This is a genomic window from Streptomyces sp. NPDC001315 (genome assembly GCF_042896175.1).
Classification (GTDB): Bacteria; Actinomycetota; Actinomycetes; order Streptomycetales; family Streptomycetaceae; genus Streptomyces.
In genome coordinates, this window is sequence record NZ_JBIAWZ010000005.1 from 74778 (window position 1) to 96919 (window position 22142).

24 protein-coding genes, 1 tRNA gene and 2 pseudogenes are annotated in these 22142 nt (G+C 71.5%); 13 read left to right on the forward strand and 14 right to left on the reverse strand.

Going from position 1 to position 22142, the window contains the following annotated elements; translation table 11 throughout:
- Positions 1 to 365: 365 nt before the first annotated feature.
- Positions 366 to 439, reverse strand: a tRNA-Pro gene (locus tag ACFY16_RS16415).
- A gap of 99 nt (positions 440 to 538) precedes the next feature.
- Between ACFY16_RS16415 and ACFY16_RS16420 the strand changes: the two genes are divergently transcribed.
- Both ACFY16_RS16420 and cobF read left to right on the forward strand, forming a co-directional pair.
- Entirely contained in the window at positions 539 to 1057 is a 519-nt protein-coding gene (locus tag ACFY16_RS16420; protein ID WP_390647800.1) for a DUF309 domain-containing protein, read from the forward strand.
- A gap of 96 nt (positions 1058 to 1153) precedes the next feature.
- Entirely contained in the window at positions 1154 to 1927 is a 774-nt protein-coding gene (gene cobF, locus ACFY16_RS16425; protein WP_390647801.1) for a precorrin-6A synthase (deacetylating), read from the forward strand.
- Between the two features lie 130 nt (positions 1928 to 2057).
- Here cobF and ACFY16_RS16430 read toward each other — a convergent pair whose 3' ends face one another.
- Both ACFY16_RS16430 and ACFY16_RS16435 read right to left on the reverse strand, forming a co-directional pair.
- A complete protein-coding gene (locus tag ACFY16_RS16430) occupies positions 2058 to 2804 on the reverse strand; it encodes a cobalt-precorrin-6A reductase (protein ID WP_390647802.1) in 747 nt (248 codons plus the stop codon).
- A 10-nt stretch (positions 2805 to 2814) separates the two neighbouring features.
- On the reverse strand, positions 2815 to 3105 hold the full coding sequence (locus ACFY16_RS16435; protein WP_390647803.1) for a hypothetical protein: 291 nt from the start codon (positions 3103 to 3105) through the stop codon (positions 2815 to 2817).
- Positions 3106 to 3198: 93 nt separating this feature from the next.
- Here ACFY16_RS16435 and ACFY16_RS16440 point away from each other — a divergent pair, with 93 nt between their 5' ends.
- Positions 3199 to 3987 carry an HAD-IIA family hydrolase gene (locus tag ACFY16_RS16440; RefSeq protein WP_390647804.1) on the forward strand — a complete coding sequence of 263 codons (789 nt, stop codon included), beginning with the start codon at positions 3199 to 3201 and terminating at the stop codon, positions 3985 to 3987.
- Between the two features lie 19 nt (positions 3988 to 4006).
- Here the strand turns inward: ACFY16_RS16440 and ACFY16_RS16445 are convergent, their stop codons facing one another.
- Positions 4007 to 4780, reverse strand: a complete 774-nt coding sequence (locus ACFY16_RS16445; protein WP_390647805.1) for a sulfite exporter TauE/SafE family protein — start codon at positions 4778 to 4780, stop codon at positions 4007 to 4009.
- Between the two features lie 188 nt (positions 4781 to 4968).
- On the opposite strand from ACFY16_RS16445, the gene ACFY16_RS16450 reads away from it, so the two are divergent.
- On the forward strand, positions 4969 to 5790 hold the full coding sequence (locus ACFY16_RS16450) for an alpha/beta hydrolase (protein WP_390647806.1): 822 nt from the start codon (positions 4969 to 4971) through the stop codon (positions 5788 to 5790).
- Positions 5791 to 5901: 111 nt separating this feature from the next.
- Positions 5902 to 6159 carry a WhiB family transcriptional regulator gene (locus tag ACFY16_RS16455; RefSeq protein WP_390647807.1) on the forward strand — a complete coding sequence of 86 codons (258 nt, stop codon included), beginning with the start codon at positions 5902 to 5904 and terminating at the stop codon, positions 6157 to 6159.
- A gap of 48 nt (positions 6160 to 6207) precedes the next feature.
- Here ACFY16_RS16455 and ACFY16_RS16460 read toward each other — a convergent pair whose 3' ends face one another.
- Entirely contained in the window at positions 6208 to 7452 is a 1245-nt protein-coding gene (locus ACFY16_RS16460) for an amidohydrolase (RefSeq protein WP_390647808.1), read from the reverse strand.
- A gap of 256 nt (positions 7453 to 7708) precedes the next feature.
- Positions 7709 to 8584, reverse strand: coding sequence for a Cof-type HAD-IIB family hydrolase (locus tag ACFY16_RS16465; protein WP_390647809.1), 876 nt, complete (start codon positions 8582 to 8584; stop codon positions 7709 to 7711).
- A gap of 204 nt (positions 8585 to 8788) precedes the next feature.
- Between ACFY16_RS16465 and ACFY16_RS16470 the strand changes: the two are divergent.
- From ACFY16_RS16470 to ACFY16_RS16490, 5 genes and pseudogenes are all read left to right on the forward strand, one after another.
- Positions 8789 to 8983: pseudogene (locus tag ACFY16_RS16470) on the forward strand (SAM-dependent methyltransferase); the annotation flags it as partial.
- Between the two features lie 100 nt (positions 8984 to 9083).
- The gene (locus ACFY16_RS16475) at positions 9084 to 10487 is read left to right on the forward strand and encodes a glutamine synthetase family protein (protein ID WP_390647810.1); all 1404 of its coding nucleotides are present in this window, start codon (positions 9084 to 9086) and stop codon (positions 10485 to 10487) included.
- A gap of 1 nt (position 10488) precedes the next feature.
- A complete protein-coding gene (locus ACFY16_RS16480; protein WP_390647811.1) occupies positions 10489 to 11634 on the forward strand; it encodes an amidohydrolase family protein in 1146 nt (381 codons plus the stop codon).
- Between the two features lie 24 nt (positions 11635 to 11658).
- Positions 11659 to 12189 (forward strand): NUDIX hydrolase family protein, encoded by a 531-nt coding sequence (locus ACFY16_RS16485; protein ID WP_351138158.1) that lies wholly within the window; start codon positions 11659 to 11661, stop codon positions 12187 to 12189.
- Between the two features lie 76 nt (positions 12190 to 12265).
- Entirely contained in the window at positions 12266 to 12478 is a 213-nt protein-coding gene (locus ACFY16_RS16490) for a hypothetical protein (RefSeq protein ID WP_390647812.1), read from the forward strand.
- 59 nt (positions 12479 to 12537) lie between these two features.
- Here ACFY16_RS16490 and ACFY16_RS16495 read toward each other — a convergent pair.
- Positions 12538 to 12855, reverse strand: a pseudogene (locus ACFY16_RS16495) (extradiol ring-cleavage dioxygenase); the annotation flags it as partial.
- Positions 12854 to 13531 carry a TetR/AcrR family transcriptional regulator gene (locus ACFY16_RS16500; protein ID WP_390647813.1) on the reverse strand — a complete coding sequence of 226 codons (678 nt, stop codon included), beginning with the start codon at positions 13529 to 13531 and terminating at the stop codon, positions 12854 to 12856. The gene ACFY16_RS16500 and the pseudogene ACFY16_RS16495, both read right to left, overlap by 2 nt.
- 133 nt (positions 13532 to 13664) lie before the next feature.
- Here ACFY16_RS16500 and ACFY16_RS16505 point away from each other — a divergent pair, with 133 nt between their 5' ends.
- From ACFY16_RS16505 to ACFY16_RS16515, 3 genes are read left to right on the forward strand one after another with little or no spacing between them, the layout of a single operon-like run.
- Entirely contained in the window at positions 13665 to 14867 is a 1203-nt protein-coding gene (locus tag ACFY16_RS16505) for an acyl-CoA dehydrogenase family protein (protein ID WP_390647814.1), read from the forward strand.
- Positions 14864 to 15892, forward strand: a complete 1029-nt coding sequence (locus ACFY16_RS16510; protein WP_390647815.1) for a phosphotransferase family protein — start codon at positions 14864 to 14866, stop codon at positions 15890 to 15892. Before ACFY16_RS16505 ends, ACFY16_RS16510 begins: the two co-directional genes overlap by 4 nt.
- A 44-nt stretch (positions 15893 to 15936) precedes the next feature.
- Positions 15937 to 16695: an SDR family NAD(P)-dependent oxidoreductase gene (locus ACFY16_RS16515; RefSeq protein WP_390647816.1), complete on the forward strand. Its 759-nt coding sequence runs from the start codon at positions 15937 to 15939 to the stop codon at positions 16693 to 16695.
- 116 nt (positions 16696 to 16811) lie between these two features.
- Here ACFY16_RS16515 and ACFY16_RS16520 read toward each other — a convergent pair whose 3' ends face one another.
- The 6 genes from ACFY16_RS16520 to ACFY16_RS16545 all read right to left on the reverse strand — a co-directional run bounded on the left by ACFY16_RS16520 (position 16812) and on the right by ACFY16_RS16545 (position 22068).
- Positions 16812 to 17852 (reverse strand): MBL fold metallo-hydrolase, encoded by a 1041-nt coding sequence (locus ACFY16_RS16520; RefSeq protein WP_390647817.1) that lies wholly within the window; start codon positions 17850 to 17852, stop codon positions 16812 to 16814.
- 97 nt (positions 17853 to 17949) lie between these two features.
- The gene (locus ACFY16_RS16525; protein ID WP_390647818.1) at positions 17950 to 19461 is read right to left on the reverse strand and encodes a class I adenylate-forming enzyme family protein; all 1512 of its coding nucleotides are present in this window, start codon (positions 19459 to 19461) and stop codon (positions 17950 to 17952) included.
- A 162-nt stretch (positions 19462 to 19623) separates the two neighbouring features.
- On the reverse strand, positions 19624 to 19944 hold the full coding sequence (locus ACFY16_RS16530; RefSeq protein ID WP_390647819.1) for an EthD domain-containing protein: 321 nt from the start codon (positions 19942 to 19944) through the stop codon (positions 19624 to 19626).
- A 39-nt stretch (positions 19945 to 19983) separates the two neighbouring features.
- Complete coding sequence (locus tag ACFY16_RS16535; RefSeq protein ID WP_390647820.1) at positions 19984 to 20370, reverse strand: hypothetical protein; 387 nt, start codon at positions 20368 to 20370, stop codon at positions 19984 to 19986.
- Positions 20371 to 20414: 44 nt separating this feature from the next.
- Positions 20415 to 20774: a nuclear transport factor 2 family protein gene (locus ACFY16_RS16540; RefSeq protein ID WP_390647821.1), complete on the reverse strand. Its 360-nt coding sequence runs from the start codon at positions 20772 to 20774 to the stop codon at positions 20415 to 20417.
- A 100-nt stretch (positions 20775 to 20874) separates the two neighbouring features.
- Positions 20875 to 22068 carry an ABC transporter substrate-binding protein gene (locus tag ACFY16_RS16545; RefSeq protein WP_390647822.1) on the reverse strand — a complete coding sequence of 398 codons (1194 nt, stop codon included), beginning with the start codon at positions 22066 to 22068 and terminating at the stop codon, positions 20875 to 20877.
- Positions 22069 to 22142: the final 74 nt, after the last annotated feature.

The window sequence follows — 22142 nt, forward strand, 5'->3', positions numbered from 1 at the left end:
GAACGCACCCGCCTCTGCGGCACTTTGGGGCAGGGACGATTCCGGCACGCCTCGACGGGTGCTGAAGGACGTCAGCGAACAGCCGTATGAGGCCCACCGACACCCGGGCGGCCGCGGCCCTGGCCACCGACGCGCTGAGCATCGCCATCGGCGGCGACCGGGAGGGCGAGGAGCGGAAGAGGGCTTCCGGTCCGCTCCCAAGGATGGGAGGGGCGACTCCTGCCCGGCGGCGGACTGGTCATACCACGAGGGCGGGAAGCCATGGATCCACCCCGGGATCCGCTCCACCCGGGAGCGGGAGAAAAACAGAAAAAGGACCGTTCGAAAACGGTCCTTCACCTGCGACGTTCGATGGTTCGAACTAGTCGGGACGACAGGATTTGAACCTGCGACCCCTTGACCCCCAGTCAAGTGCGCTACCAAGCTGCGCCACGTCCCGGTGCGTCTCCCGCGGCGAACCGCGTGATCATGCGGACAGTACTTTACCCCACGCCGGGCCCTGCACCGAAGGGGGCGTCCCGCGCGGGACAATCGGAGTATGAGCAGCACATGGGGTACGGACGGCGCACGGGACCGGGACGGCGAGGGGCGGGCCCGCAGCGCCCGGCCCCGGGACGGGCTCGGACGGCCCCTGCCGTACGGCGCGGCCGGAGTGGAGCGGCAGCCGGAGGGTGTCCTGCGCACCCCCGAGCAGACCGTCACCGAGGCGCAGGCGCTGCTGGACGAGGGGAAACCGTTCCACGCGCACGAAGTCTTCGAGGACGCCTGGAAGTCCGGACCGGACCAGGAGCGGACCCTGTGGCGCGGGCTGGCGCAGCTCGCGGTGGGGCTCACGCACGCGGCCCGGGGGAACGTCACCGGCGGGGCGCGGCTGCTGCGGCGCGGGGCGGGGGCCGTCGAGGAATGGGCGTCGGGCGCCGGGGAACGGCCGTACGGGCTGGATCTCGCCGGGCTGACCGCCTGGGCCCGGGAGTTGGCGGACGAGGTGGAGAGCGGGGAGCGGACCGTGGACGCGCGGGCGCGGGCGCCTCGGCTGCGCGGGCGCGCGGCTTCATGACGTGCCTCGCTGCGGACGTGGCCCGCGCGGCGGGTCGGCGCAGGTGAGCGTGGACGCGGTGCACGCGTTGTCAGTGCCGTACGGCAGACTCGGGGCGTGCGAAGGATTCATGTCATCGGTATCGGCGCGGGCGACCCCGACCAGCTGACCCTGCAGGCGGTCAGAGCGCTGCGGAGCACGGACGTGTTCTTCATCCTCGACAAGGGCGAGGTGAAGAGCGATCTCACGCGGCTGCGCCGGGACATCCTCGACGCGCACATACCGGAGGGGACGTACCGCCTGGTTCAGGCGCGCGACCCGGAGCGGGACCGCGCCGCGGGCGGCGCCGCGTACTCCCCCGCCGTCGAGGACTGGCGCAGCGCCCGCGCCGGCATCTACGAGCGGCTGATCGCCGACGAGCTGGGCGAGGACGACAGCGGCGCGTTCCTGGTGTGGGGCGATCCGTCGCTGTACGACAGCACGATCGGGATCCTCGAGGAGGTGCTCGGCCGGGGCGACGTCGCCTTCGAGTACGACGTCGTGCCGGGCATCAGCAGTGTCTCGGCGCTCGTCGCCCGGCACCGCACGGGGCTGAACCGGGTGGCGCGTCCGGTGCAGATCACCACGGGGCGGCGGCTCGCCGAGGGGTTCCCGGAGGGCGTGGACGACGTGGTCGTGATGCTCGACGCGCACCAGGCCTTCCGGCGGTACGCCGACCAGGACATGGACATCTACTGGGGCGCCTACATAGGCACTCCGGACGAGATCCTCGCCTCGGGCCCGATCGCCGAGGCCGCCCCGCGCATCGAGCGGCTGCGCGCCGAGGCCCGCGAACGCAAGGGCTGGATCATGGACACGTATCTACTGCGCCGGAACCCGGACGCCCGATAGGCACCCGGGCGGACCGTCCCCGTATGCGTGACACGATGACGTACATGGCCCCGGCTGCCCGCCTGGATCAGGAGCGCCGAGAACCGTGACGAGGTACTGCGCGCCGTCGACCGGCTGCCGGCCTCGGTGGTCAGGGCGGGGTGAGGCCCAGCCGGTCGAGGACCCCGGCGACATCGGGGACCGTGGTGACGCCCTCCGGCAGGGCGGGACGTCGTATGACCACGACCGGCAGCCCGAGTTCACGGGCGGCCGTGAGCTTGGCCGCCGTCGCCTCTCCCCCGCTGTCCTTCGTCACCACCACGTCGACGCGGTGCGCGCGCAGCAGCGCCGACTCGTCGGCCACGGTGAACGGGCCGCGCGCCAGCAGCACCTCCGTGTCCGGCGGCATCGGCGGCTCGGGCGGTTCCACGGACCGTACGACGAAGTGGAGTTCCGTCAGCCGCGCGAAGGCCGCGAGGCCCAGCCGCCCCGTGGTCAGCAGGACCCGTCGGCCGATCCGCGGCAGCAGTTCGGCGGCCGCGTCCAGGGAGGCGACGGGGTGCCACCGATCCCCGGGGCCCGGCTGCCAGCCCGGTCGGCGCAGCACGACCAGCGGCAGCCCGGTCGCCGCCGTGGCGCGGGCCGCGTTGGCGGTGATGCCGGCGGCGAAGGGATGCGTGGCGTCGGCCACGGCGTCCACCTGGTGCTCGCGCAGCCACGCGGCGAGCCCGTCCGCCCCGCCGAACCCCCCGACGCGTACGTCCCCTTCGAGCGCCGCCGGCTGTGACACGCGTCCCGCGAGGGATGTGGTCACGCGCACCCCGGGACGCGCCGCCAGTCCGGCGGCGAGGCGGCGGGCCTCGGCGGAACCGCCGAGGACCAGGATGTGCGGGGACACGGCGAGAAGCTTACGAGGTTCCGGGGGCCGCTTCTCGCCCGCCCTCCCCTGGGCCGGGGTTGGTCTCGGCCATCTCGGTGAGCAGCGCCGCGCGCCGCCGGGGCGGCAGGGAGTCGCCGTCGACGCTGTGCATGCCCCAGGGGACGGGGCAGGGCCCGTCGTGGTCGGGGTCCGGGCACAGCACGTCGGCCAGACGGTCCATCAGCTCCTCGTGCTGGGCGGGCGTGGCGACGAGTGCGATCGACACCTGCCAGAGCCGGGGCCGCTCCGGGGAGTCTCGGGTGGTGGGGTCGTCGGACACGGTGCTGGTCCTCGCTCTTGGCAGTGGGCCGGGTGGGCCGGGTGGGGTGGTGTCCGCGGGCCGGGCAGGGCCGCGGTCGCTATCGTCCCCTCCATGGAGTCAGCGCGTGCCGTCCTCATCGACATCGACGGTGTCCTCACCGTCTCGTGGCAGCCGCTGCCGGGAGCGGTCGAGGCGTTGCGGAGGGTTCGGGACGCGGGTCTCGGTGTCGTCCTGGTGACCAACACGACGTCCCGGACGCGGGCATCGATCGCGGAGACCCTGGGGGACGCCGGGTTCCCCGTGACCGCCGAGGACGTGCTCACCGCGCCCGCCGCCACCGCCGCCCACCTCGCCGAGCGGCTGCCCGGCGCCCGCTGCGCGCTGCTGAACAGCGGTGAGATCAGGGAGGACCTCGGCGACGTCACCGTCCTCGACGACGATGACACCGACACCGTGCCGGATGTGGTGATCGTCGGGGGCGCCGGCCCCGAGTTCGACTACCGCGCCCTGAACCGGGCCTTCGGGCACCTCCAGCAGGGGGCGCGGCTGGTCGCCATGCACCGCAATCTGTACTGGCGGACGGAGCAGGGGCTGCAGCTGGACTCCGGGGCCTTCCTGCTGGGGCTGGAGGCGGCCGGGCGGACCGAGGCCGAGGTCACCGGGAAGCCGTCGCCCGCGTTCTTCGAGGCGGCGCTGGCCCGGCTCGGGGCCGGTCCCGGCGAGGCACTGATGGTGGGCGACGACATCGAGTCGGACGTACTGGCGGCCCAGCGCGCCGGGCTGACCGGGGTTCTCGTCAAGACCGGCAAGTACCTGCCGGAGACTCACCGGGACGCGAGCGGCACTCCCGACCACGTGATCGACTCCTTCGCCGACCTTCCCGCCCTGCTGGGCCTGTAGCCCACGGCCTCGGCCGGGTCTACCGAAGCAACAGCTGTACGCCGCCCACGACCGTCGCCGCGATCACCAGCCGCTCGAACAATCGCTGGTTGATCCTGTTCACAGCCCACTTGCCCAAAAATGCGCCGGGCACGACGAACACCGCGAGCGCGGCGTCGAGGAGCAGCGAGTGGCCGTCGATCAGACCCAGGCCCACGCTGAAGGGCACCTTGGAGGTGTTCACGATCAGGAAGAAGAAGGCGGACGTGCCAAGGAAGCCCAGCTTCCGGAAGCCTGCCGACAGCAGGTACATCGACATCACGGGGCCGCCCGCGTTGGCGACCATGGTCGTGAAGCCGCCGAGCACGCCGTACGAGCGGGCCTTGACCCGGCCCGCCCGGCCGGTCACCGAGTCCGGTGCCTCCGCCGCGTCGGCCCTGCGGCGCCGCCACACCGTCACCCCGGCCATCAGCAGCAGGATCGCGCCGATCGAGGTCCGTACGACACCGTCGTCGGCCCACATCAGGAACAGCGTGCCGGCGACCACCCCCGCCGCCACCGCCGGGAACAGCCGCCACAGCGTGGGCCAGTGGGCGTGCCGCCGGTAGGTGAGGACGGCGAGTACGTCCCCGGCGATCAGGACCGGCAGCAGCACACCGGTGGAGGCACGGGCGGGCAGGACCGCCGCGAAGATCGCGAGGCTGACCGTGTTGGCCCCGCTGACGGCGGTCTTGGAGAAGCCGACGAGCAGCGCCGCGGAGGCGAGCGCGGCGAACTCCCAGCCTGTTATGTGCCAGAGCGTCATCGTGTTCATGCGGGGACCGATGTTATGCGCACGCATCCCGCGACCGTAAGGACCGTCTCGCCAGGTGACCCCTGCCCCGCCCTTCCCCACATGCCCTTGCGCCCCTGCCGCCAGGGACTCCAGGCCCAGCTCGTGGACCGCCGACCGGCTCCCTGGGAAGATCCCCCGAGACCTTCACCGGCGCAGTTGGAGGAGACATGGCCGACACCCGCGAGCACGTCCTCACGGGCACCCGAGGCTCGATCGCCGTGCGCGAGTGGTCGCACCGGCGACCCCGGTACGTCGCCCTGGTGGTGCACGGCTACGGCGAGCACATCGGCCGATACGAGCAGGTGGCCGACGTCCTGACGGCGCACGGCGCGGCCGTCTTCGGGCCCGACCACCAGGGGCACGGGAGGTCGGCGGGCGAGCGCGTCGTGATCGAGGACTTCGAGGACGTGGTCAGTGATGTGCACGCCGTGGCCGAACTGGCGCGGGCGGCGTGTCCGGGCCTGCCCGTGGTCGTGGTGGGGCACTCCATGGGAGGCCTGATCGCAGCACGCTACGCACAGCGGTACGGCCACGAACTGGCCGCCCTGGTGCTGTCCGGGCCGGTGATCGGGGTGTGGGAGACGCCGGGGCGGTTGCTCGCCCACGACGAGATCCCCGACATCCCCATCAGCCCGGCAGCGCTCTCCCGCGACCCGGCGGTCGGCGCGGCGTACGCGGCGGATCCGCTGGTCTGGCACGGGCGGATGAAGCGGCCGACGCTGGAGGCTTTCGTACGGACCCTGGAGATCGTCGCCAAGGCCGGCGACGTCGGCCGCCTCCCCCTGCTGTGGCTGCACGGCGACGACGACCGGTTGGTCCCGCTCGCCGGCAGCCGGATCGGCGTCGAGCGGTTCAGCGGTGGGAACCTGACCGAGCGGATCTACCCGGGCGCCCGGCACGAGGTGTTCCACGAGACGAACAAGGCCGAGGTGTTCGCGGACCTGATCCGCTTCCTGGACGGCGTGCTCACCGGCTGGGACAGGAGCTGAGACGGCGACTCCGACATCGCCTCCGACAGCGGTCGGCCGACAGGAAGCAGCTGGGACAGTGGCCGGAAGCCGTGGCGTTTGCGCGGGTTCGCCCGGGGCACCCGCGCCCCCATGGAGTGGTTGCGCAGTGCTGCCTGCGTGGGCGAGGACCCCGAGCTGTTCTTCCCCGTGGGCTCGACCGGACCGGCCCTGCGGGACATCGCGGCCGCCAAGCGCGTCTGCGCCCGCTGCCCGGTGATCACCCCCTGCCTGGCGTTCGCGCTGAGCAGCGGACAGGCCTCGGGCGTGTGGGGCGGGACGGCCGAGGAGGAGCGTGCCGCCCTGCTCCGTACCGCCAGGGACGACGCTGCGCGGAGAGGCACCGTATGACTGTCGTCGAGCCCACCCGCGGAACCGGCATCAAGCACTGAGCCGGTTTCAAGCGCTGAGTCGGCTCAGCGCGGCCGACACCAGCGTCCGTACGCCGGGCACGAGCACCGACAGGTCGGGCGCGAACAGCGGGCTGTGGTTGCCGGGCACGGCGGCGACCTTCTCGGCGAGCTCCTCTCCCGGCGCCGCGTCCCACACGTCGGCCGGTGTCGAGGTCACGAACCAGTAGTCGTACGGCACGTCTTCGGGCGCCAGCAGGGAGAAGTCCTCGCTGCCCATCGCAGGACCGAAGTCGAACACGGTGTACGCGCCGAACAGTTCGCGGTGCACGGCCGCGATCTCCGTGTCGAGGGCCGGGTCGTTGACGGTGTTCGGATAGCCGGCCCGGACGGTGATCTCGGGCGGCACCGGGCAGCCGGCCGCCGCGCACTCGCCCTCGACGATGCGGCGGACAGCGGTGAAGATCCGCTCGCGCACCTTGGGATCCTGGGTACGCAGGTTCAGGGCGAGCCGGGCCTCTGCCGGGATGATGTTGCGTTTCGTGCCGGCGTGGAACGTGCCGACCGTCAGCACCGCCGAGTCCTTCGCCGCGACCTCGCGGGAGACGACCGTCTGCAGCCGGGTCACGATGTACGCGGCCGTCACCAGCGGGTCGACCGTCGACTCGGGGCGCGAGCCGTGGCCGCCGACGCCGTGCACGACGACGTCGATGTCGTCGGAGGCGGACATGGTCAGGCCCGGGGTGTGGGGGTAGAAGCCGGCGAGCCCGGGCGCGACGTGCTGGCCGAACACGACGTCCGGCCGTGGGAAACGCTCGTGCGCCCCGTCCGCGACCATCGCGGCCGCCCCACCACCGGACTCCTCCGCGGGCTGCCCCACCACGACCAGCGTGCCCGACCAGCGCTCCCGGGCGGCCGCGAGCGCTTCGGCGGCGCCCGCGAGCCAGGTGACGTGCAGGTCGTGGCCGCAGGCGTGCATCACGCCGTCGACGGTGGAGGCGTACTCCAGGCCGGTGGCCTCCTGCACCGGCAGCGCGTCCATGTCGCCGCGCAGCCACACCACCGGCCCGTCCCCGTTGCCGAGGACGCCGACGACGCCGGTACCGGCGACCCCCTCGGTGACCGCGTACCCGGCCGCGCGCAGCCGTCCCGCGAGCCGAGCGGCGGTGCGGTGCTCTTTGAAGGACAGTTCGGGGTGACGGTGCAAGTCCCGGTAGAAGTCCTCGAGTTCACCGGTCTTCAGCCCGGAGGTCAGCTCCAGGGCGAGGCGGGCGACGGCGGTCGGGTCGGTCATGCTGCTCCTTCTCCTCGAAGGTCCACGGGCTCACCTTGGCACAGCGAGGTGCCCGCGTCGCCACCGCGGTCGTGCAGGGTGACCAGCCGGTGACCAGCCGGCCATGCCCCCGAAGCCGTGGATGTGCTCCTCGATGGCGGCGAGCTCGCCGTCCGTCACCGTCCGCCTGCTCAGGCAACGTCACGGCCGAGCCGGGCCACCGAGCCGCCGGCCGCCGGGGCACCGCGCCCCGCGTCCCTCACGCAACCGCGACGCCTCAGCTGCCTGCGACGGGGAGGTCCAGCATGCGGGCGACGGTGCGCAGCACGCCGTTGTCGTTGTTGGACGGGGCGAGGTGCCGGGCCCGGCGGACGACCTCCGGGTGGGCGTTGGCCATGGCGAAGGACCACTCGGCGGTGTCCAGCATCTCCAGGTCGTTGAGGTAGTCGCCGAACACCATGGTCTGCGCGGGCGTGATGCCCAGGTCGTGCTGGAGCCGGCGTATGGCGGCGCCCTTGTTGGCGGTGCGGTTCATGACGTCGACCCAGTGCTCGCCGGACACGACGACCTGGTGGGTGGCGGTGAACGGCTCCAGGGCCGGTGCGGTGGTCCGCTCGGCGGATCCGAAGTCGAAAAGGGCCACCTTGATGATGTCGTCGTCGACGGCGGTGACGTCCTCGACGATCCGGTGCTCGAGGTAGTACCGGCGCACCTCGGCCAGGAAGGCCTCGTCGGTCCGCTCGACGTAGGCGGACTTCTTGCCGCACAGGACCGCGCCCATGTCGACGCCGTCGGCGACGAGCTGCCGCGTCGCCCGTACGACCCCGTGGGCGACGGCGGGATCCAGCGGGTCGGAGCTCAGCTCGACGCCGTCGCGGACGACGTACGTGCCGTTCTCCGCGATGAACACCATTCCCTCGGCCACCTCGGCGAACTGTCGTGCCAGAGTGGCGTACTGGCGTCCGCTCGCCGGGCTGAACAGCACGCCCCGCTCGCGCAGCAGCGCCAGCGTCTCCCACAGACCGTCGGGGGCCCGCTTGTCGTCGTCCAGGAGCGTGCCGTCCATGTCCGTGACGATGAGCCTGATGTCGGCACAGCCGTCCGCGACCGGGGGCTCGGACGGGGTGACGAGGGGCGCGTGCGAGTAGGGCATGTCCTGCTTTCCTGGGCGGGGGGCTGTCCTGCCACCCTACCGGGACGCTCTCCGGCGGCTCCCCCGCCCTTGATCCCCGACCTTGGTCCCCTCCCTCGATCCCCGACCTTGATCGCGGGGCCGCTCCGCCGATTCCCGGGACACGCTGATCACCAGGCGGCACAATGGCGGCGGCGTCCGCAGGTGCGATCGAGGGGGAGCGACGTGAGCAAGGGCGGCAGCCTGCCGGGCGGAGCGGACAGTCGGGTGGCGCACAACGCACGGGTCTGGAACCACTGGCTCGGCGGCCGTGACAACCACGGCGTCGACCAGCGGGTCGGCGAGCATGTGGTCACGATGTTCCCGGTGATCCGCGAGGTGGCCCGCGCGGACCGCGACTTCCTGGGCCGGGCGGTGCGCCCGACTCCCCGGACGCGGTACCGCAGTTCGGCGCGGTGGCCGTGAAACCCTGACGCTAGGTGCCGTGGCCGCCGAGCCGAGTCCGTCGAGGAGGACGTACATGACCACCCTTGCCGACCCCGTCCCGGGCGGGCGTCCCGGTGACGTCGAGCGGGCCACCGCCCTGAGCGCCGAGCTGACCGGCCGGGGCGTGCACGGAATCGTGTTGGCCTACGTCGACACCGCGGGCATCACCCGGGTGAAGACGGTCCCGACCGCGAAGCTGGCCTCCGCGACCACCTGGGGCGTCGGCATGTCACCGGTGTTCGACACCTTCCTGGCCAACGACCACATCGTCACCACCGACGTCCTCGGCTCCCCGGACGGCGACCTGCGCCTCTACCCCGACCTCGACCGGCTGGTCGTGCTGTCCGGGCAGCCCGGCTGGGCCTGGGCCCCGGTGGACCGGATCACCCAGGACGGTCAGCGGCATCCGGCGTGCAGCCGTACCCTGCTCCGCCGGATCGTCGCGGACGCCGAGCGCGACCACGGGCTCACGTTCCGGGCGGCCGTCGAGGTCGAGTGGGCGTTCGGCCTGGGGTCGGCCCCCGACGGGGAGTTCGTGCCCGCGGTCTCGGGACCGGCGTACGGCGCCGTCCGGCAGGTGGAGCTCAGCGACTGCACGGCCGACCTGCTGGCGGCGTTCGCGGCGCAGGGCGTGGAGGTCGACCAACTCCATCCCGAGTACGCGGCCGGGCAGTTCGAGGTCTCCGTGGGCGCGCTGGACCCCGTGGCGGCGGCCGACCGCAGCGTGCTGGTGCGGCAGACCATCCGGGCGGTGGCCCAGCGGCACGGGCTGCGGGTCTCCTTCGCGCCCGCGGTCTTCGCCGAGGGCGTCGGCAACGGCGGCCATGTCCACCTTTCGGCCTGGCGCGACGGGGCGAACCTGCATTCCGGCGGCGGGGGCAGATACGACATGACGGCCGGAGCGGAGTCGTTCGCGGCCGGCCTCCTCGCCCACCTGCCGGCCCTCACGGCGGTGACCGCGCCGAGCCCGGCCAGCTATCTACGGCTGAAACCGTCCCAGTGGGCGGGGGTGTTCACCGCCTGGGGCCTGGAGACCCGGGAAGCCGCGGTGCGCGTCATCAGGGGTACGGAGGGACAGCGCGCCCAGCAGGCCAACCTCGAGGTGAAGCCGGTGGACCTGGCCGCCAACCCCTACCTCGCCCTCGGCGCGCTGATCGCCGCCGGACTGGACGGCCTGACGGCGGGCGCGGCGCTGCCCGAGGAAATCACCGGGGACCCGGCACGGCTCGGCACCGAGGAGGCGGCGGCCCGGAGCGTGCGCCGCCTGCCGGTCTCGCTGGCGGAGGCGGTCGCCGCGTTCCGCGAGGACGAGGTGCTGCGCACGGCGCTGGGACCGGTCCTGGCCGACGCGGTGATCGCCGTCCGCCAGGGGGAGATCGCGGCCGTCGACGGACTGGACGACGCACAGCTGGCGGCGGCCTACCGGTGGAAGTACTGACATGAGCGCGTCCGCAGGCCCGGTCCACGAGGCACTCACCGCCCTGCCGCTGACGGACCATCACTGCCATGGCGTGGTCACCGCGGACCCGGCCCCGGCCGTCTTCGAGTCACTGCTCACCGAGGGCGCGGCGTGGCCCGGCATCACCCCCTTCGACACCCCCGTCGGCGTGGCCGTACGCCGCCACTGCGCACCCCTGCTGGACCTGCCGCGGCACGCCCCCGCCGAGGCGTACCTGCGACGCCGGTCCGAGCTGGGCGCGCACGAGGTGAACCGCCGTTTCCTGACGGCCGCGCGCACGGACGTGTTCTGCGTCGACACGGGCTTCGCCCCCCACCCCCTCACCACGCCGGCCCAGCTCGCCGGGTCCGCGGGTGCCGGCGCGGTCGCGTACGAGGTCGTACGGCTGGAGAGCGTCGCCGAGGCCGTGGCGGCGAGGGGGGTGGAGCCGGACAGGTACGCGGAGGCGTTCCGGGCGGCCGCGGAGGTGGCCGTGCGGCGCCCGGGCGTGGTGGCGGTGAAGTCGGTGGCCGCGTACCGCACGGGTTTCGACCTGGACCCCGCGCGGCCCGCGGCCACGGAGGTCAGGGACGCGGCCCGTCGTTGGTCGGTGCGGGGTGGCCGGCTGGCCGACCCCGTCCTCGTCCGGCACCTGCTCTGGACCGCCGTCGACCTCGGCCTCCCCCTCCAGCTGCACACCGGCTTCGGCGACAACGACATCCGGATGCACAAGGTGGACCCCACCCAGCTGACCGACTGGCTCCACCTGACCTCCGGCACCATCCCGGTGCTGCTCCTGCACTGCTGGCCCTACCAGCGCCAGGCCGGCTACCTGGCCGCGGTGTTCGAGCAGGTGTACCTGGACGTGGGCCTCACCCTCCACCACGTCGGACCGGCCCGGGCGCGGGCGGTCCTGGAGGAGGCGCTGGAGATCACACCGCCGCGCAAACTGCTGTACAGCTCGGACGCCTACGGTGTGGCCGAGTTCTACTGGCTCGGCGCGCTGGCGTTCCGCCGAGGCCTGGCCGAGCTGCTCCAGGGCCGGGTGGACGCCGACGAACTGAGCCTGCCCGACGCGCTGCGGTTCGCGCGGTGGGCGGGAGCGGACAACGCCCGCCGGGTCTACCGGCTTTCCGACAGCCACTGAAAGTATGATCAAGCAATGTCTGACATGACCGAAACCACGCCCGGTTGGCTGAGTTCCGACGACCTCGAACAGGCGCGTGCCCGCATGCCGATCCTGTACGTCGAGGCCGTGCCCGTCCGCGTCGACGACAGCGGAGAAGTCACCAGCATCGGACTGCTGCTGCGCATCGGGCCGGACGGGAACGTCAGCCGCACTCTGGTCTCCGGCCGGGTCCTGCACCACGAGCGCGTCCGCGACGCCCTCCTGCGCCACCTGGAGAAGGACCTCGGCCCGGTGGCACTGCCCCGGGTACCGACGTCGCTGCAGCCCTTCACGGTCGCCGAGTACTTCCCGACGCAGGGCATCACGCCGTACCACGACCCCCGCCAGCACGCGGTGTCCCTCGCCTACATCGTCCCGGTGAGCGGCGATTGCCGCCCCCGCCAGGACGCCCTCGACCTGGTCTGGTTCAGTCCCCAGGAGGCGGTGTCACCGGCGGTGCAGAGCGAGATGCCGGGCGGCCACGGCTTCCTGCTGAGGCAGGCGCTGGCACACGTGGGCCTGTCGGCGTCCTGACCGGCACACGTCCCGGCCCGCGAACCGGCAGTCGCCACCGCCCGGCTCCAGGAGGAACCGTGAAGAAGGACCACGGGTGACGGCGACCGACAGAGCCACCACCACCGGCTCCGTCGAAGACGGGGGCGGCAATGCGGCTGACTCCCACGGCGGCCTCGTGTTCTTCGCAGGCCGGACCCGACACCTGGTCCGCGGCCAGGAGGACATGATCACCGACATCGCCCTCGGCCTGGCCGCGGCGCGCGCCACCGACACCGACGCCGCCACCACCGCTGTCGCCACCACCTGAGGCGGCGTGCGCCACGGCGGGCCGGACCGGTGGAGGGACCGGTCCGGCCCGGACCACCGTCACTGGTCGGGGATGCCGGTGCCGCTGAGGGCGGGGACGGTGTCTTCCGGGCGGGTGAGGGAACACGCGCCGGTCCGGAACTGGTCGAGTTTGTCGATGATGGTCTGGCCGACGGGGGTGTGGCCCCAGATGCTGATGCCCTGGTGGGTGGTGGGCTGCCAGGTGGTCTCGTCGATGACGAGGGGGTTCCAGCCGACCTCCCACTCGAAGCCCGATGGGGTGCGGGCGTAGTAGGACAGTTCCTTGTCGTTGGTGTGGTGGCGTTCGTTGGCGCGCAGGAAGCGGATCCTGAGTTCGACGCCGCTGACGGTCTCTTCAGGCGAACTCCGCGCCACCCGTCTCGCGCGCGACACCCGGCCGCCGCGTTCCCACGATGCGCAGCGCGATGTCGCCGTACTGATAGGCGAGTCGGTCGACGGAGAACTCGCCGCCCTCATGGAACCAGCTGGCCACACCCATGCCCATGTCGAGGATCGAGTACGAGGCGATTCTGGCCGACTGCACGTCGAAGGCGCCCTCGGCCGCCCCCCGCTCGATGAGTTCACGGAAGCGGCGCTCGTAGTCGCTGCGCCGGCTGAGCACCCGGTCCTGATCGGGCTGTTCCAGGCTGCCGATTTCGCGGTTTCCCACGAAGGCCTCGAGACGGTGGCGCGCGTGGTAGCGAATGTGCGCCTCCACCGAGCGGCGCAGCTGCTCGCGCACATCGTCGGCGCCGGCGACGGCCGCCGCGTTGTCCGCGATGAGCTGCTCCATCGTGCCGATCATGATCTCGGCCAGCAACTCGTGCTTGGAAGCCACGTGTTTGTAGAGGCTCGGGCCGCGGATGCCGACGGCGGCTCCGATGTCGGCCATGGTGGTGGACCGGTAGCCCTGCGCGGCGAACAGCCGCAGCGCGGCCTGCCGGATGGCCGACCGTCGGTCGGCCGTGGGTGCGCCCTCCGGTCGGCCCGGCCGGTGCGCCCGCTCGTACGGCCCGCCCTGGTCTGCGCTCACACCCACCCCTGAAGCTACCGATGATTAGCTGATTCCATCTCTACGGACTGGACACTATAGCCCAGCCCCTTGACACAGCACCTCCCTCACCCCTGTGATGGCTAATGCTCATTAGCCAAACTCGGGAGTGAACGTGTCCATCGGGTTCGAGATCGACGAGAGGGTTGCCGGCATCGCGCGGCGCACCACGGAGTTCGTACGAGATGTGGTGATACCCGAGGAGCAGGCGTGCGACGGGAACGTCCATGCCGGGCCGGAGCCGCTGCGGCGGCGGCTGCAGGAGGCGGCCCGGGCGGCGGGAGTGTTCGCCCCGCATGTCGGCACGGAATGGGGTGGGCTCGGGCTGGACCTGTGCGGGCAGGCGGTGGTGTTCGAAGCCGCCGGGTACTCGCTGCTGGGGCCGCTGGCGCTCAACTGCGCGGCGCCCGACGAGGGCAACATGCACCTGCTCGAGGTGGTGGCGACCGAGGAGCAGAAGAAGCGGTATCTGGGCCCGCTGGCCACCGGTGAGGTGCGCTCCTGCTTCGCCATGACCGAGCCGGCGCCGGGCGCCGGATCCGATCCGCGTGCGCTCGCCACGGCCGCGACGAGGATCGAGGGCGGCTGGCGCATCGACGGCCGCAAGTGGTTCATCAGCGGAGCCGACGGTGCGGGCTTCGCCATCTGCATGGCCCGCACCAGTGGCGGCCCCGGCGACGCGGGGGGAGCGACGATGTTCCTCGTCGACGCCGACAACCCGGGCATGAAGATCGTCCGGAATATCGACACGCTGGACCAGGGCCTGTTCGGTGGGCACAGCGAGATCGTCTTCGAGGGCTGCGAGGTCGCCGACAGCGCCGTGTTGGGCGAGGTGGACCAGGGCTTCAGGTATGCGCAGGTGCGCCTCGGACCCGCGCGCATGACCCACTGCATGCGCTGGCTCGGGGTGGCGCGCAGGGCGCAGGACATCGCCCTCGAACGTGCGGCGGACCGCTCCGCCTTCGGCAGGCCGCTGGCCGAACTGGGCATGGTGCAGCAACTGTTGGCCGACTCCGAGATAGACATCGAGACCAGCCGGGCCGTGCTGTGGCGGGCCTGCTGGGAACTTGACCAGGGCCGCTCGGCCGCCCAGCACACCTCGATCGCCAAGACGTACGTGTCCGAGGCGGTGAACCGAGTCGTCGACCGGGCCGTTCAGGTGTGCGGCGCGCTCGGCATCTCGGGAGACGCCCCGCTGTCGCGCCTGTATCGCGAGGTGCGGCCCTTCCGTATCTACGACGGCCCTTCCGAGACCCACCGCTGGGCGATCGCCAAGCGCGCGGTGCGGGCGGCGCGAGAGCGCAGGGCCGCACAGTGACCACATCCCAGACGACCGTCGTCGGCGTCGATGTACCCGCGCTGCAGCGCTACTTCGAGCGCCACGTACCCGAGTGCGCGGGCCCTTTGAGGATCGAGCCGCTGCACGGCGGGCGCTCCAATCTCACCTACACCGTGACCGACGGGACGCACCGGTGGGTACTGCGCCGACCGCCGTTGGGAGTGCTGACGCCCACCGCGCACGACATGGACCGTGAGTACCGCGTCGTCGCGGCGCTCGGCGGCACCGGCGTGCCCGTCGCGCCGGCCGTGCTGTCCTGCACGGACGCCGAGGTGATCGGCGCGCCCTTCTGCGTCGTCGGCTTCGTGGAGGGCGCGGTGCTGCGCGACGGCGACGAGGCCGCCGCACTGTCGCCGGCCGACGCCCGGCGCGCCGCCGAAGCGCTCGTGGACACCCTGGTGGCACTGCACTCGGTCGAGGCCGCCGACGTCGGGCTCGGCGAGTTCGGCCGCCCCGACGGCTATCTGGAACGCCAGGTGCGACGGTGGCGCGGGCAGTGGGACAAGGTCGCCACCCGGGCGCTGCCCGAGCTCGGCGAGCTGCACGAGGGGCTCGCCCGCGCCCTGCCCGCGAGCGGCGCCCCCGCGATCGTGCACGGCGACTACCGCCTCGACAACACCCTCCTGGCGCCCGGCGACTTCGGGCGGATCGCGGCGATCGTCGACTGGGAGATGGCCACGCTCGGTGATCCTCTCGCCGACCTTGGAATGCTGCTCATGTACTGGGATCCGACCTGTGAACCGGTGCTCGGCGCGCGTCACGTCCCGACGGCCAACCCCGGATTTCCCTCGGGCCGCGAACTGGCCGAGCGGTACGCCGCGAAGTCCGGCCGGGACATCGCGGCCCTGGCCTGGTACCAGGCGCTGGGCTGCTTCAAGCTCGCCGTCATCGCCGAGGGCATCCATGCCCGCTACCTCGCCGGAAAGACGGTCGGCACCGGCTTCGAGCGCGTCGGCTCCGCGGTACCGGCGTTGCTGCGCTCGGGCTTGGAGCTGCTGGCATGAACACCGACACCGTGACCACCGGCCCACTGAACGAAGGAGAGCGTGTGCGAGACCGACTGTCCGGACAGATCGCCCTGGTCACCGGCGCGACCGGTGGTATAGGAGACGCCGTCACGCGCCGACTGGCCGCCGAGGGCGCCGCAGTGGTGGTGACCGATGTGGACGCCGGCCGCTGCGAGGAGCTGGCGAAAGAGCTGACGGCCGACGGGGCGCGCGCGCTGGGTCTCGCACTCGACGTCAGCGACGAGGAGGCGTGGCGCGGCGCGGTGGAGCGGGCGGTCGCCGAGCTGGGTGGCCTGTCGGTGCTCGTCAACAACGCGGGCATCGCCGAGATGAGGACCGTGGAGACGGAGACCCAGGAGTCCTGGGACAAGGTCATCTCGGTCACCCAGACCGGTGTCTGGCTCGGCATGAAGCACGGCGGTCCCGCGATCGAGCGCTCCGGTGGCGGCTCGATCGTCAACATCGCCTCGATCTTCGGTACGGTCGGCGGCTTCGGCGGCCAGTTCTCGTACCACGCCGCGAAAGGCGCGGTCCGGCTGATGACGAAGAACGCCGCACTGCACTGGGCGACACGCGGCGTCCGCGTCAACTCGATCCACCCCGGCTTCATCGAGACGCCCCTGTCTCGCGAACTGTGGCGCGGCACGCCCCGGCACACGGCGATGGTCGAGGGCACCCCCATGGCACGGCTGGGCAGGCCCGACGAGGTGGCGGGGGCGGTGGCGTTCCTCGCTTCGCAGGACGCGAGCTTCGTCACCGGATCCGAGTTGTACGTGGACGGGGGCTGGACGGCGCGCTGACAGGAGGGGGGCGCGGCGATGGCCGCGCCCCCCTTTTTCTGTCTGTCTGCGCGGTGTCACCGCATGTTTTGCCTGTATGTGTGGTGACACCACACGTTTCGTCTGTATGTGCGGTGTCACCGCACGCGCGTGTACTGGTTCACCCCGCCCGCGAACGCCACCGTGACTCGTCCCCGCAGCACCAGGACGTCCAGGTGTGCGGCCGTCTCGTTGACCGCGAGCATCTGGTTGAAGGCGCTGAGCTCGCCGAACGGCACTTCACGGCGTGTCCAGCCCAGCTTGCGCGCGACCGCGTGGGCGTCGAGTGTGCCCTCACCCAGCGCCGTCAGGCTCTGGGCCAGCCGGTTGTCGTGGTGCGTGAGCAGCTCGGCGACTCGGGTGTGCGCGCTGTCGGCGACCGGCCCGTGCGCGGGCAGCAGGCGGGTGTCGGCGTACCGGGTCATGAGCCGTAGCGAGTCCAGATAGTCGGCGAGTGGCCGTCCGCCGGGTTCGGCCAGTTCGAAGCCGATGGACGGGGTGATGTGCGGCAGGACATGGTCCCCGGAGAACAGCAGTCCGCGCTGTTCGTCCAGAAAGACCACGTGCCCCTTGGTGTGTCCGGGCGTCGGTACGACGCGCAGCTCACTGTCGCCGAAGCGAAGGGTCTCGGCTCCCAGCCAGCGATCGGGAGCCTCCCAGACAGTGGGATCGTAGCCGCCGTGGTCCATCGCCTGGATACGGTCGGCCAGTTCACCCGCGCCCGCCCTGCGCAGCGTCTCCAGTGGCCCGGCGGGTTCGTCGCTGCGCAGCCGGTCGAGCATTTCCAGGCCCGGCCGTTCGCCCGCGCCGAGGTAGACGCGCGAGCCCAGCAGCCGGCGCAGCTCGACGGCGTTCGTGTAGTGGTCGCGGTGGATGTGGGTGACCAGGATGTGGCTGATGTCGCCGAGGTCGCGGCCGATGGCGGCCATGGCTTCCTCGAGTGCCTTGCGCGCCTCGGGAATCGCCCAGCCGCCGTCGATCATGACGACGCCGTCGTCGTCCGCCAGGTCCTCCAGCAGATAGACATTGACGGCGTGCAGTCCATCGTTGGGCAGCGGCAGGGGAACGCGGTGCACCCCCGGTTGCACGGTCTGGACTCCGGCTGCGGCCCATGGGCCCTGATCGAACCGCGCTGTCATGACTCTCCCTTGCTGGCTGATGTGCCACGGTGGTTCGGGCCGCGAGGGGCACGCGTGCGTGCGGCCCGCGGGGGCGCCCTGCGTCTGTGCCCTGGGATCAGGCCGGGTCGGGAGTGCGAGCGCGCAGCCGGTGGACCAGATCGCGAGCCCCGGACCGGTCGAGCTTGCCGACCTTGGTCTGGGGCAACTCCTCGATGTCGTACACGAATTCGGGCCACTTGGCCTTGGACAGCCCGACGCTCTCCAGATGGCCGGTGACCTCCGCCAGGTCGATACCGCCGCCGTCCTCGGTGACGACCAGCAGCGCGACACGTTCGCCGAGCAACTCGTCCGAGACGGCCGCGACGCAGGCCCTGGCCACGCGTGGATAGCTGGCGACCGCCCGCTCTATCTCGGTGATGTCGATGTTGCGGCCGCCGCGGATGATGACGTCCTTCTCGCGGCCCATGATGCTGATGGTGCCGTCCTCGTGGGTCATCAGCAGGTCGCCGGTGGGGAAGTAGCCGTCCGCCGTCAGCGCCGGCGGCTCGACCCTGCCGTCGCGGGCGTAGCCGAGGAAGAGGGAGGGGCCCCGTACCTGCGCCGCGCCGGGCACGCCCGGTCCGGCTTCGGATCCGTCGGGGGCGAGCGCGCGGAGGTCCGTGCCGGGGAACGGGCGGCCGTCCCTGCCGAGCCGTGTCTCCTCCGGGTCGTCGGGGCTGGGCGAGGTGTGGCCGAGGCACTCCGACATGCCGAAGACGCGGAGGATCTTGGTTCCCAGGGACTGTTCGGCGCGCGCCAGGGCGCCGCGGTCCATCGGGCCGCCGCCCACGGTGATCGCGTGGACTCCCGCGAGGATGCCCGAGCCGGCTGCCTCCGCGCCCATCTGCAGCGCCATCGTCGGTACGCACATGGTCCAGCGGACCTCGGTGTCAGCCATCCGCCGCAGCGCGACGGCCCGGTCCCACTTCCCCGTCAGAACAAGTGGACCGCCCAGCAGAAGCGAGAGGTAGACGCCGAAGCAGTACGCGGCCGTCGAGGACAGCGGGACGATCGCGGCCACCGCGTCGCCGCGGTTCAGGCCATTGATCTCGATGGTTCGCTCGCCGGCGTAGCGCAGGGCCTCCTCGGACTGCACGACGCCCTTGGGCCGCCCGGTCGACCCGGAGGTCAGTCCGATGAGTACGCCACCCGACCAGCGCGCCCCCTCACTCCGCTCGGGCGCGGACTGACAGGTCCAACCGTCGAGCACCGTGCCGTTCGCCCGGCCCGGCAGCAGCTCGGGCACCGCCCACTCGTCCATCGCCGAGGGCTCGGCGACGACGGCGTCCGGCCGGATGTCCTCGAAGGCCGCGGCGAACTCGGCGCGTGTGGTGTGCCGGTTGACCACCGCGAGGGTCCCGCCGCTCAGGCCCACGGCGAGGCTGCCGGCGACGGTACGCCATGAGTTGTCGGCCTGGAGCATGACGGTTCCGCCTGCGCCGTCGGCCGCTTCGGGGAACATCACCTCGGCCATCCGGGTCGCCTCGGCGAGCAACTCGCGCGCGGTATGGCTGCCCGCGTCGTCGATGACGGCGACGAAGTCCGCCTGCTCGGCCCTTCGTTGGAACTCCCGCACTACCTGTCGCATCCCGCTTCCTCGCTCCGCTGTGCCGAACTCCGTACTGAACCCTGTACTGAACCTGCTGTGAACGGCTGAGCCGATCGCCGTGCTGAGGCTGATGTGCATCCCGTGCCGATGGCCGCACCGACGGCCGTACCGATGACACGGGGACCGGTCGATTCGGCCGTGTCAGGCCGTGAACATCTCCGCCTCGTGGCCCATCACCGCGATGCGGCGGCCCTTCATGTCCCCGACCTGTGCGACCGCTTCGGCCCACTCCGGGCTCGAAAGGGCCTTCTTCAGGTCCTCCGGGGAATCGAAGCCCAGCACGGAGATCCCGTCCCAGCCCTCGGAGCGCTTTTCCAGGGCCTGGTCGATCGCGGTGTGCCGCCAGGCGCGAAGCCCTGGCAGGCGGTAGGTCAGCTCCGCGTGGTCGCCGCGCCACCAGTCGATGAACTGCTCGTGCGTCCACTCCGGGGGCCGGGCTGCCAGCAGAACGAGGTTGTACATGACTCTCCTCCGTACGTGGTGATGTGCAACGGAACGTGTTCAGTCGAAGCGGATCTCGGACGACCGGCCGATCAGCAGACGCTTCAGCCGGCCGTTTTCGTCCACCCGCCCGGCAGCGACGAAACTCGCCTCGGGAACGCCTGCGCGCCGCACCTCCCCGAGGAAGAGTTCGTCCTGGCCGAGGGTGGTCGCGGAGAGCAGATGATGGGTGCGGGTGCCCCTCTCGCGCTGTTCGAGATAGCCGACGAGCGCGGCGCGGTCCCCGGCGAAGTCGGTCGCTTTGCCGTCGCCGGTGGAGAACAGGATGGAGAGCGAGAAATCGTCGCTGATCAGGTCGAGGATCCTGTTCGGCTCGTCACTGTCGAGGATCTCGAACCATGCGGTGAGGAAGGGGGCGGGGGCGGCGGCGGTGGATGTGTCAGTCATATCGGCTCCCGGTGAATGGTGTGATGGGCGTATGCGCGGCGCGGCTACTCCGGCTGGTCGATGAGGTCGTACGTCGTGGTGAAGTACGACTGGTAGCGCGCCATCTGCCCGTCGGGGGTGACAACGGCGGCCGACAGGAAGGACCCGACGGCCTTCCCGGACTCCCTCACCACTCCGTACACGGTCTCCAGATCGCCGTCGCGGCTGTGCCGGAGGATGTCGTGCACCCTCTCGAAGGCGTTGCGGCCCGCGATGTAGTCGGCGAACTCGTCCTTGGACCATCCCGTCGCCTCGCGGCCCGGCAGTGCGATGTGGAAACGGAAGTCCGGTACGAGGAGTTCGAGCGCCTGCTCCGGGTGGTCGCTGTCCATACGTGCCATGTAGTCGCGCAACACGCTGGCCATGGGCGGTCCTTTCACTGGTCGGACGGGCTGCCGGCGAGCCGGGCGGATGTCCGGCGCGGCGGCTGACCGGGCGGATGCCGGTCGTGGGCAATGGGCGATGTCAGTCGCGGGCGGGCGGGGTGAAGAAGTCACCCAGCGACTCCCAACGGCCGTTCCTGGCCACGATCTTCTGTACGTCGCGGGTGCCCAGGTGACGGTCGGCGGAGTAGGTGAGCACCGGCCCCACGCCCGTGTCCACGTCGCGCGCGTTCTGGTAGGCCCGGGTCAGCGACGCGGCGGTGACCGGCCCGTCGATGGTCTCTGCGACCTCCACGAACGCCTTGGCCGCTTCCCAGCCCCACAAGGTGATGAAGTCGGCGGGCTGTTCGGGCTCGTACTTCGCCATCGCCCTGCGGAACTCCTTGATGGCCAGGTCGTCGTCGTTCGGCGACTTGACCAGCTGCACCGACTTGAGGCCTTCGGCCGCCTTGCCGGCCAGCGTCAGCGTGGACTGTGCCGCCACGGGTGCGTAGCCGTACGTGGGGGCGTCCAGTCCTTGCAGTTTGGCTTCCTTCAGGTAGGCCGCGGCTTCCGAGGCTTGCAGGATCAGGACGACGGCGTCGGGCCGCTGGGCCTTCACCTTGCTGATCACCGGGCTGTAGTCGGTGGTCGCGAGCTTGACCTTCAGGCGTTTCACCTGGACGGACGGATCGGCGTTGCGGGCAGCGGGGCGGACCTGCTTGGCGACGTTCACGAAAGCCGCCGGGTCGCTGTGCACGACCAGCACCTTCTTCGCTCCGTCGCGCACCACCCAGTCCCCCAGCGCGGCCGCCTGGTCCTCGTACAGGGTCTGCAGCCCGAACAGTCCGTCGCGGGCCGGCTGGTACCAGGACGCGTCTCCGCCGAGCGTGTTGAGGATCGGCACCTTCGACTGCTCGAGCACGAAGGGGAACGTGGCCTGGGTCTGGGACGTGCCGTTCGCGGCGACGATGGCCACGACCCCGTCCTGGTCGACGAGCCGACGGGCGATCTGGACCGTCTGCTGCGGGTCGGCGGCGCTGTCCTTGGCGATCCACTTGATCCTGCGGCCGTTGATCCCGCCCTGTGCGTTGACGGACTTGAAGTACGCCTCGACACCCGCCCTCTCGGGAACCCCGAAAGTGGCCTGTGCTCCAGTGAGCGGTAGCCACGCACCGATTTTGATGACCTTGTCGTCCCCTGCCGCCGAGGGGCCTCCGGTGCCGCAGGCACTCGCCACCAAGGCGAGCACGGCGGCGAGTGCGGCGAAGATCGCGCGTGTCGTGCGTCGTCGCATGACCCCTCCTCAGATCAACCTGAGTTAAGTTCAATTCAGTTCGGATTTTAATCCTGGGGAAACACACCTGGCAA

Excerpts from the sequence above, each read along its gene's own strand:
- ACFY16_RS16420 (WP_390647800.1), top strand. The coding sequence starts at position 539 with ATGAGCAGCACATGGGGTACGGACGGCGCACGGGACCGGGACGGCGAG.
- ACFY16_RS16440 (WP_390647804.1), top strand. The coding sequence starts at position 3,199 with ATGGAGTCAGCGCGTGCCGTCCTCATCGACATCGACGGTGTCCTCACC.
- ACFY16_RS16445 (WP_390647805.1), bottom strand. The coding sequence starts at position 4,780 with ATGAACACGATGACGCTCTGGCACATAACAGGCTGGGAGTTCGCCGCG.
- ACFY16_RS16450 (WP_390647806.1), top strand. The coding sequence starts at position 4,969 with ATGGCCGACACCCGCGAGCACGTCCTCACGGGCACCCGAGGCTCGATC.
- ACFY16_RS16455 (WP_390647807.1), top strand. The coding sequence starts at position 5,902 with ATGGAGTGGTTGCGCAGTGCTGCCTGCGTGGGCGAGGACCCCGAGCTG.
- ACFY16_RS16460 (WP_390647808.1), bottom strand. The coding sequence starts at position 7,452 with ATGACCGACCCGACCGCCGTCGCCCGCCTCGCCCTGGAGCTGACCTCC.
- ACFY16_RS16465 (WP_390647809.1), bottom strand. The coding sequence starts at position 8,584 with ATGCCCTACTCGCACGCGCCCCTCGTCACCCCGTCCGAGCCCCCGGTC.
- ACFY16_RS16475 (WP_390647810.1), top strand. The coding sequence starts at position 9,084 with ATGACCACCCTTGCCGACCCCGTCCCGGGCGGGCGTCCCGGTGACGTC.
- ACFY16_RS16480 (WP_390647811.1), top strand. The coding sequence starts at position 10,489 with ATGAGCGCGTCCGCAGGCCCGGTCCACGAGGCACTCACCGCCCTGCCG.
- ACFY16_RS16485 (WP_351138158.1), top strand. The coding sequence starts at position 11,659 with ATGACCGAAACCACGCCCGGTTGGCTGAGTTCCGACGACCTCGAACAG.
- ACFY16_RS16520 (WP_390647817.1), bottom strand. The coding sequence starts at position 17,852 with ATGACAGCGCGGTTCGATCAGGGCCCATGGGCCGCAGCCGGAGTCCAG.
- ACFY16_RS16525 (WP_390647818.1), bottom strand. The coding sequence starts at position 19,461 with ATGCGACAGGTAGTGCGGGAGTTCCAACGAAGGGCCGAGCAGGCGGAC.
- ACFY16_RS16530 (WP_390647819.1), bottom strand. The coding sequence starts at position 19,944 with ATGTACAACCTCGTTCTGCTGGCAGCCCGGCCCCCGGAGTGGACGCAC.
- ACFY16_RS16535 (WP_390647820.1), bottom strand. The coding sequence starts at position 20,370 with ATGACTGACACATCCACCGCCGCCGCCCCCGCCCCCTTCCTCACCGCA.
- ACFY16_RS16540 (WP_390647821.1), bottom strand. The coding sequence starts at position 20,774 with ATGGCCAGCGTGTTGCGCGACTACATGGCACGTATGGACAGCGACCAC.
- ACFY16_RS16545 (WP_390647822.1), bottom strand. The coding sequence starts at position 22,068 with ATGCGACGACGCACGACACGCGCGATCTTCGCCGCACTCGCCGCCGTG.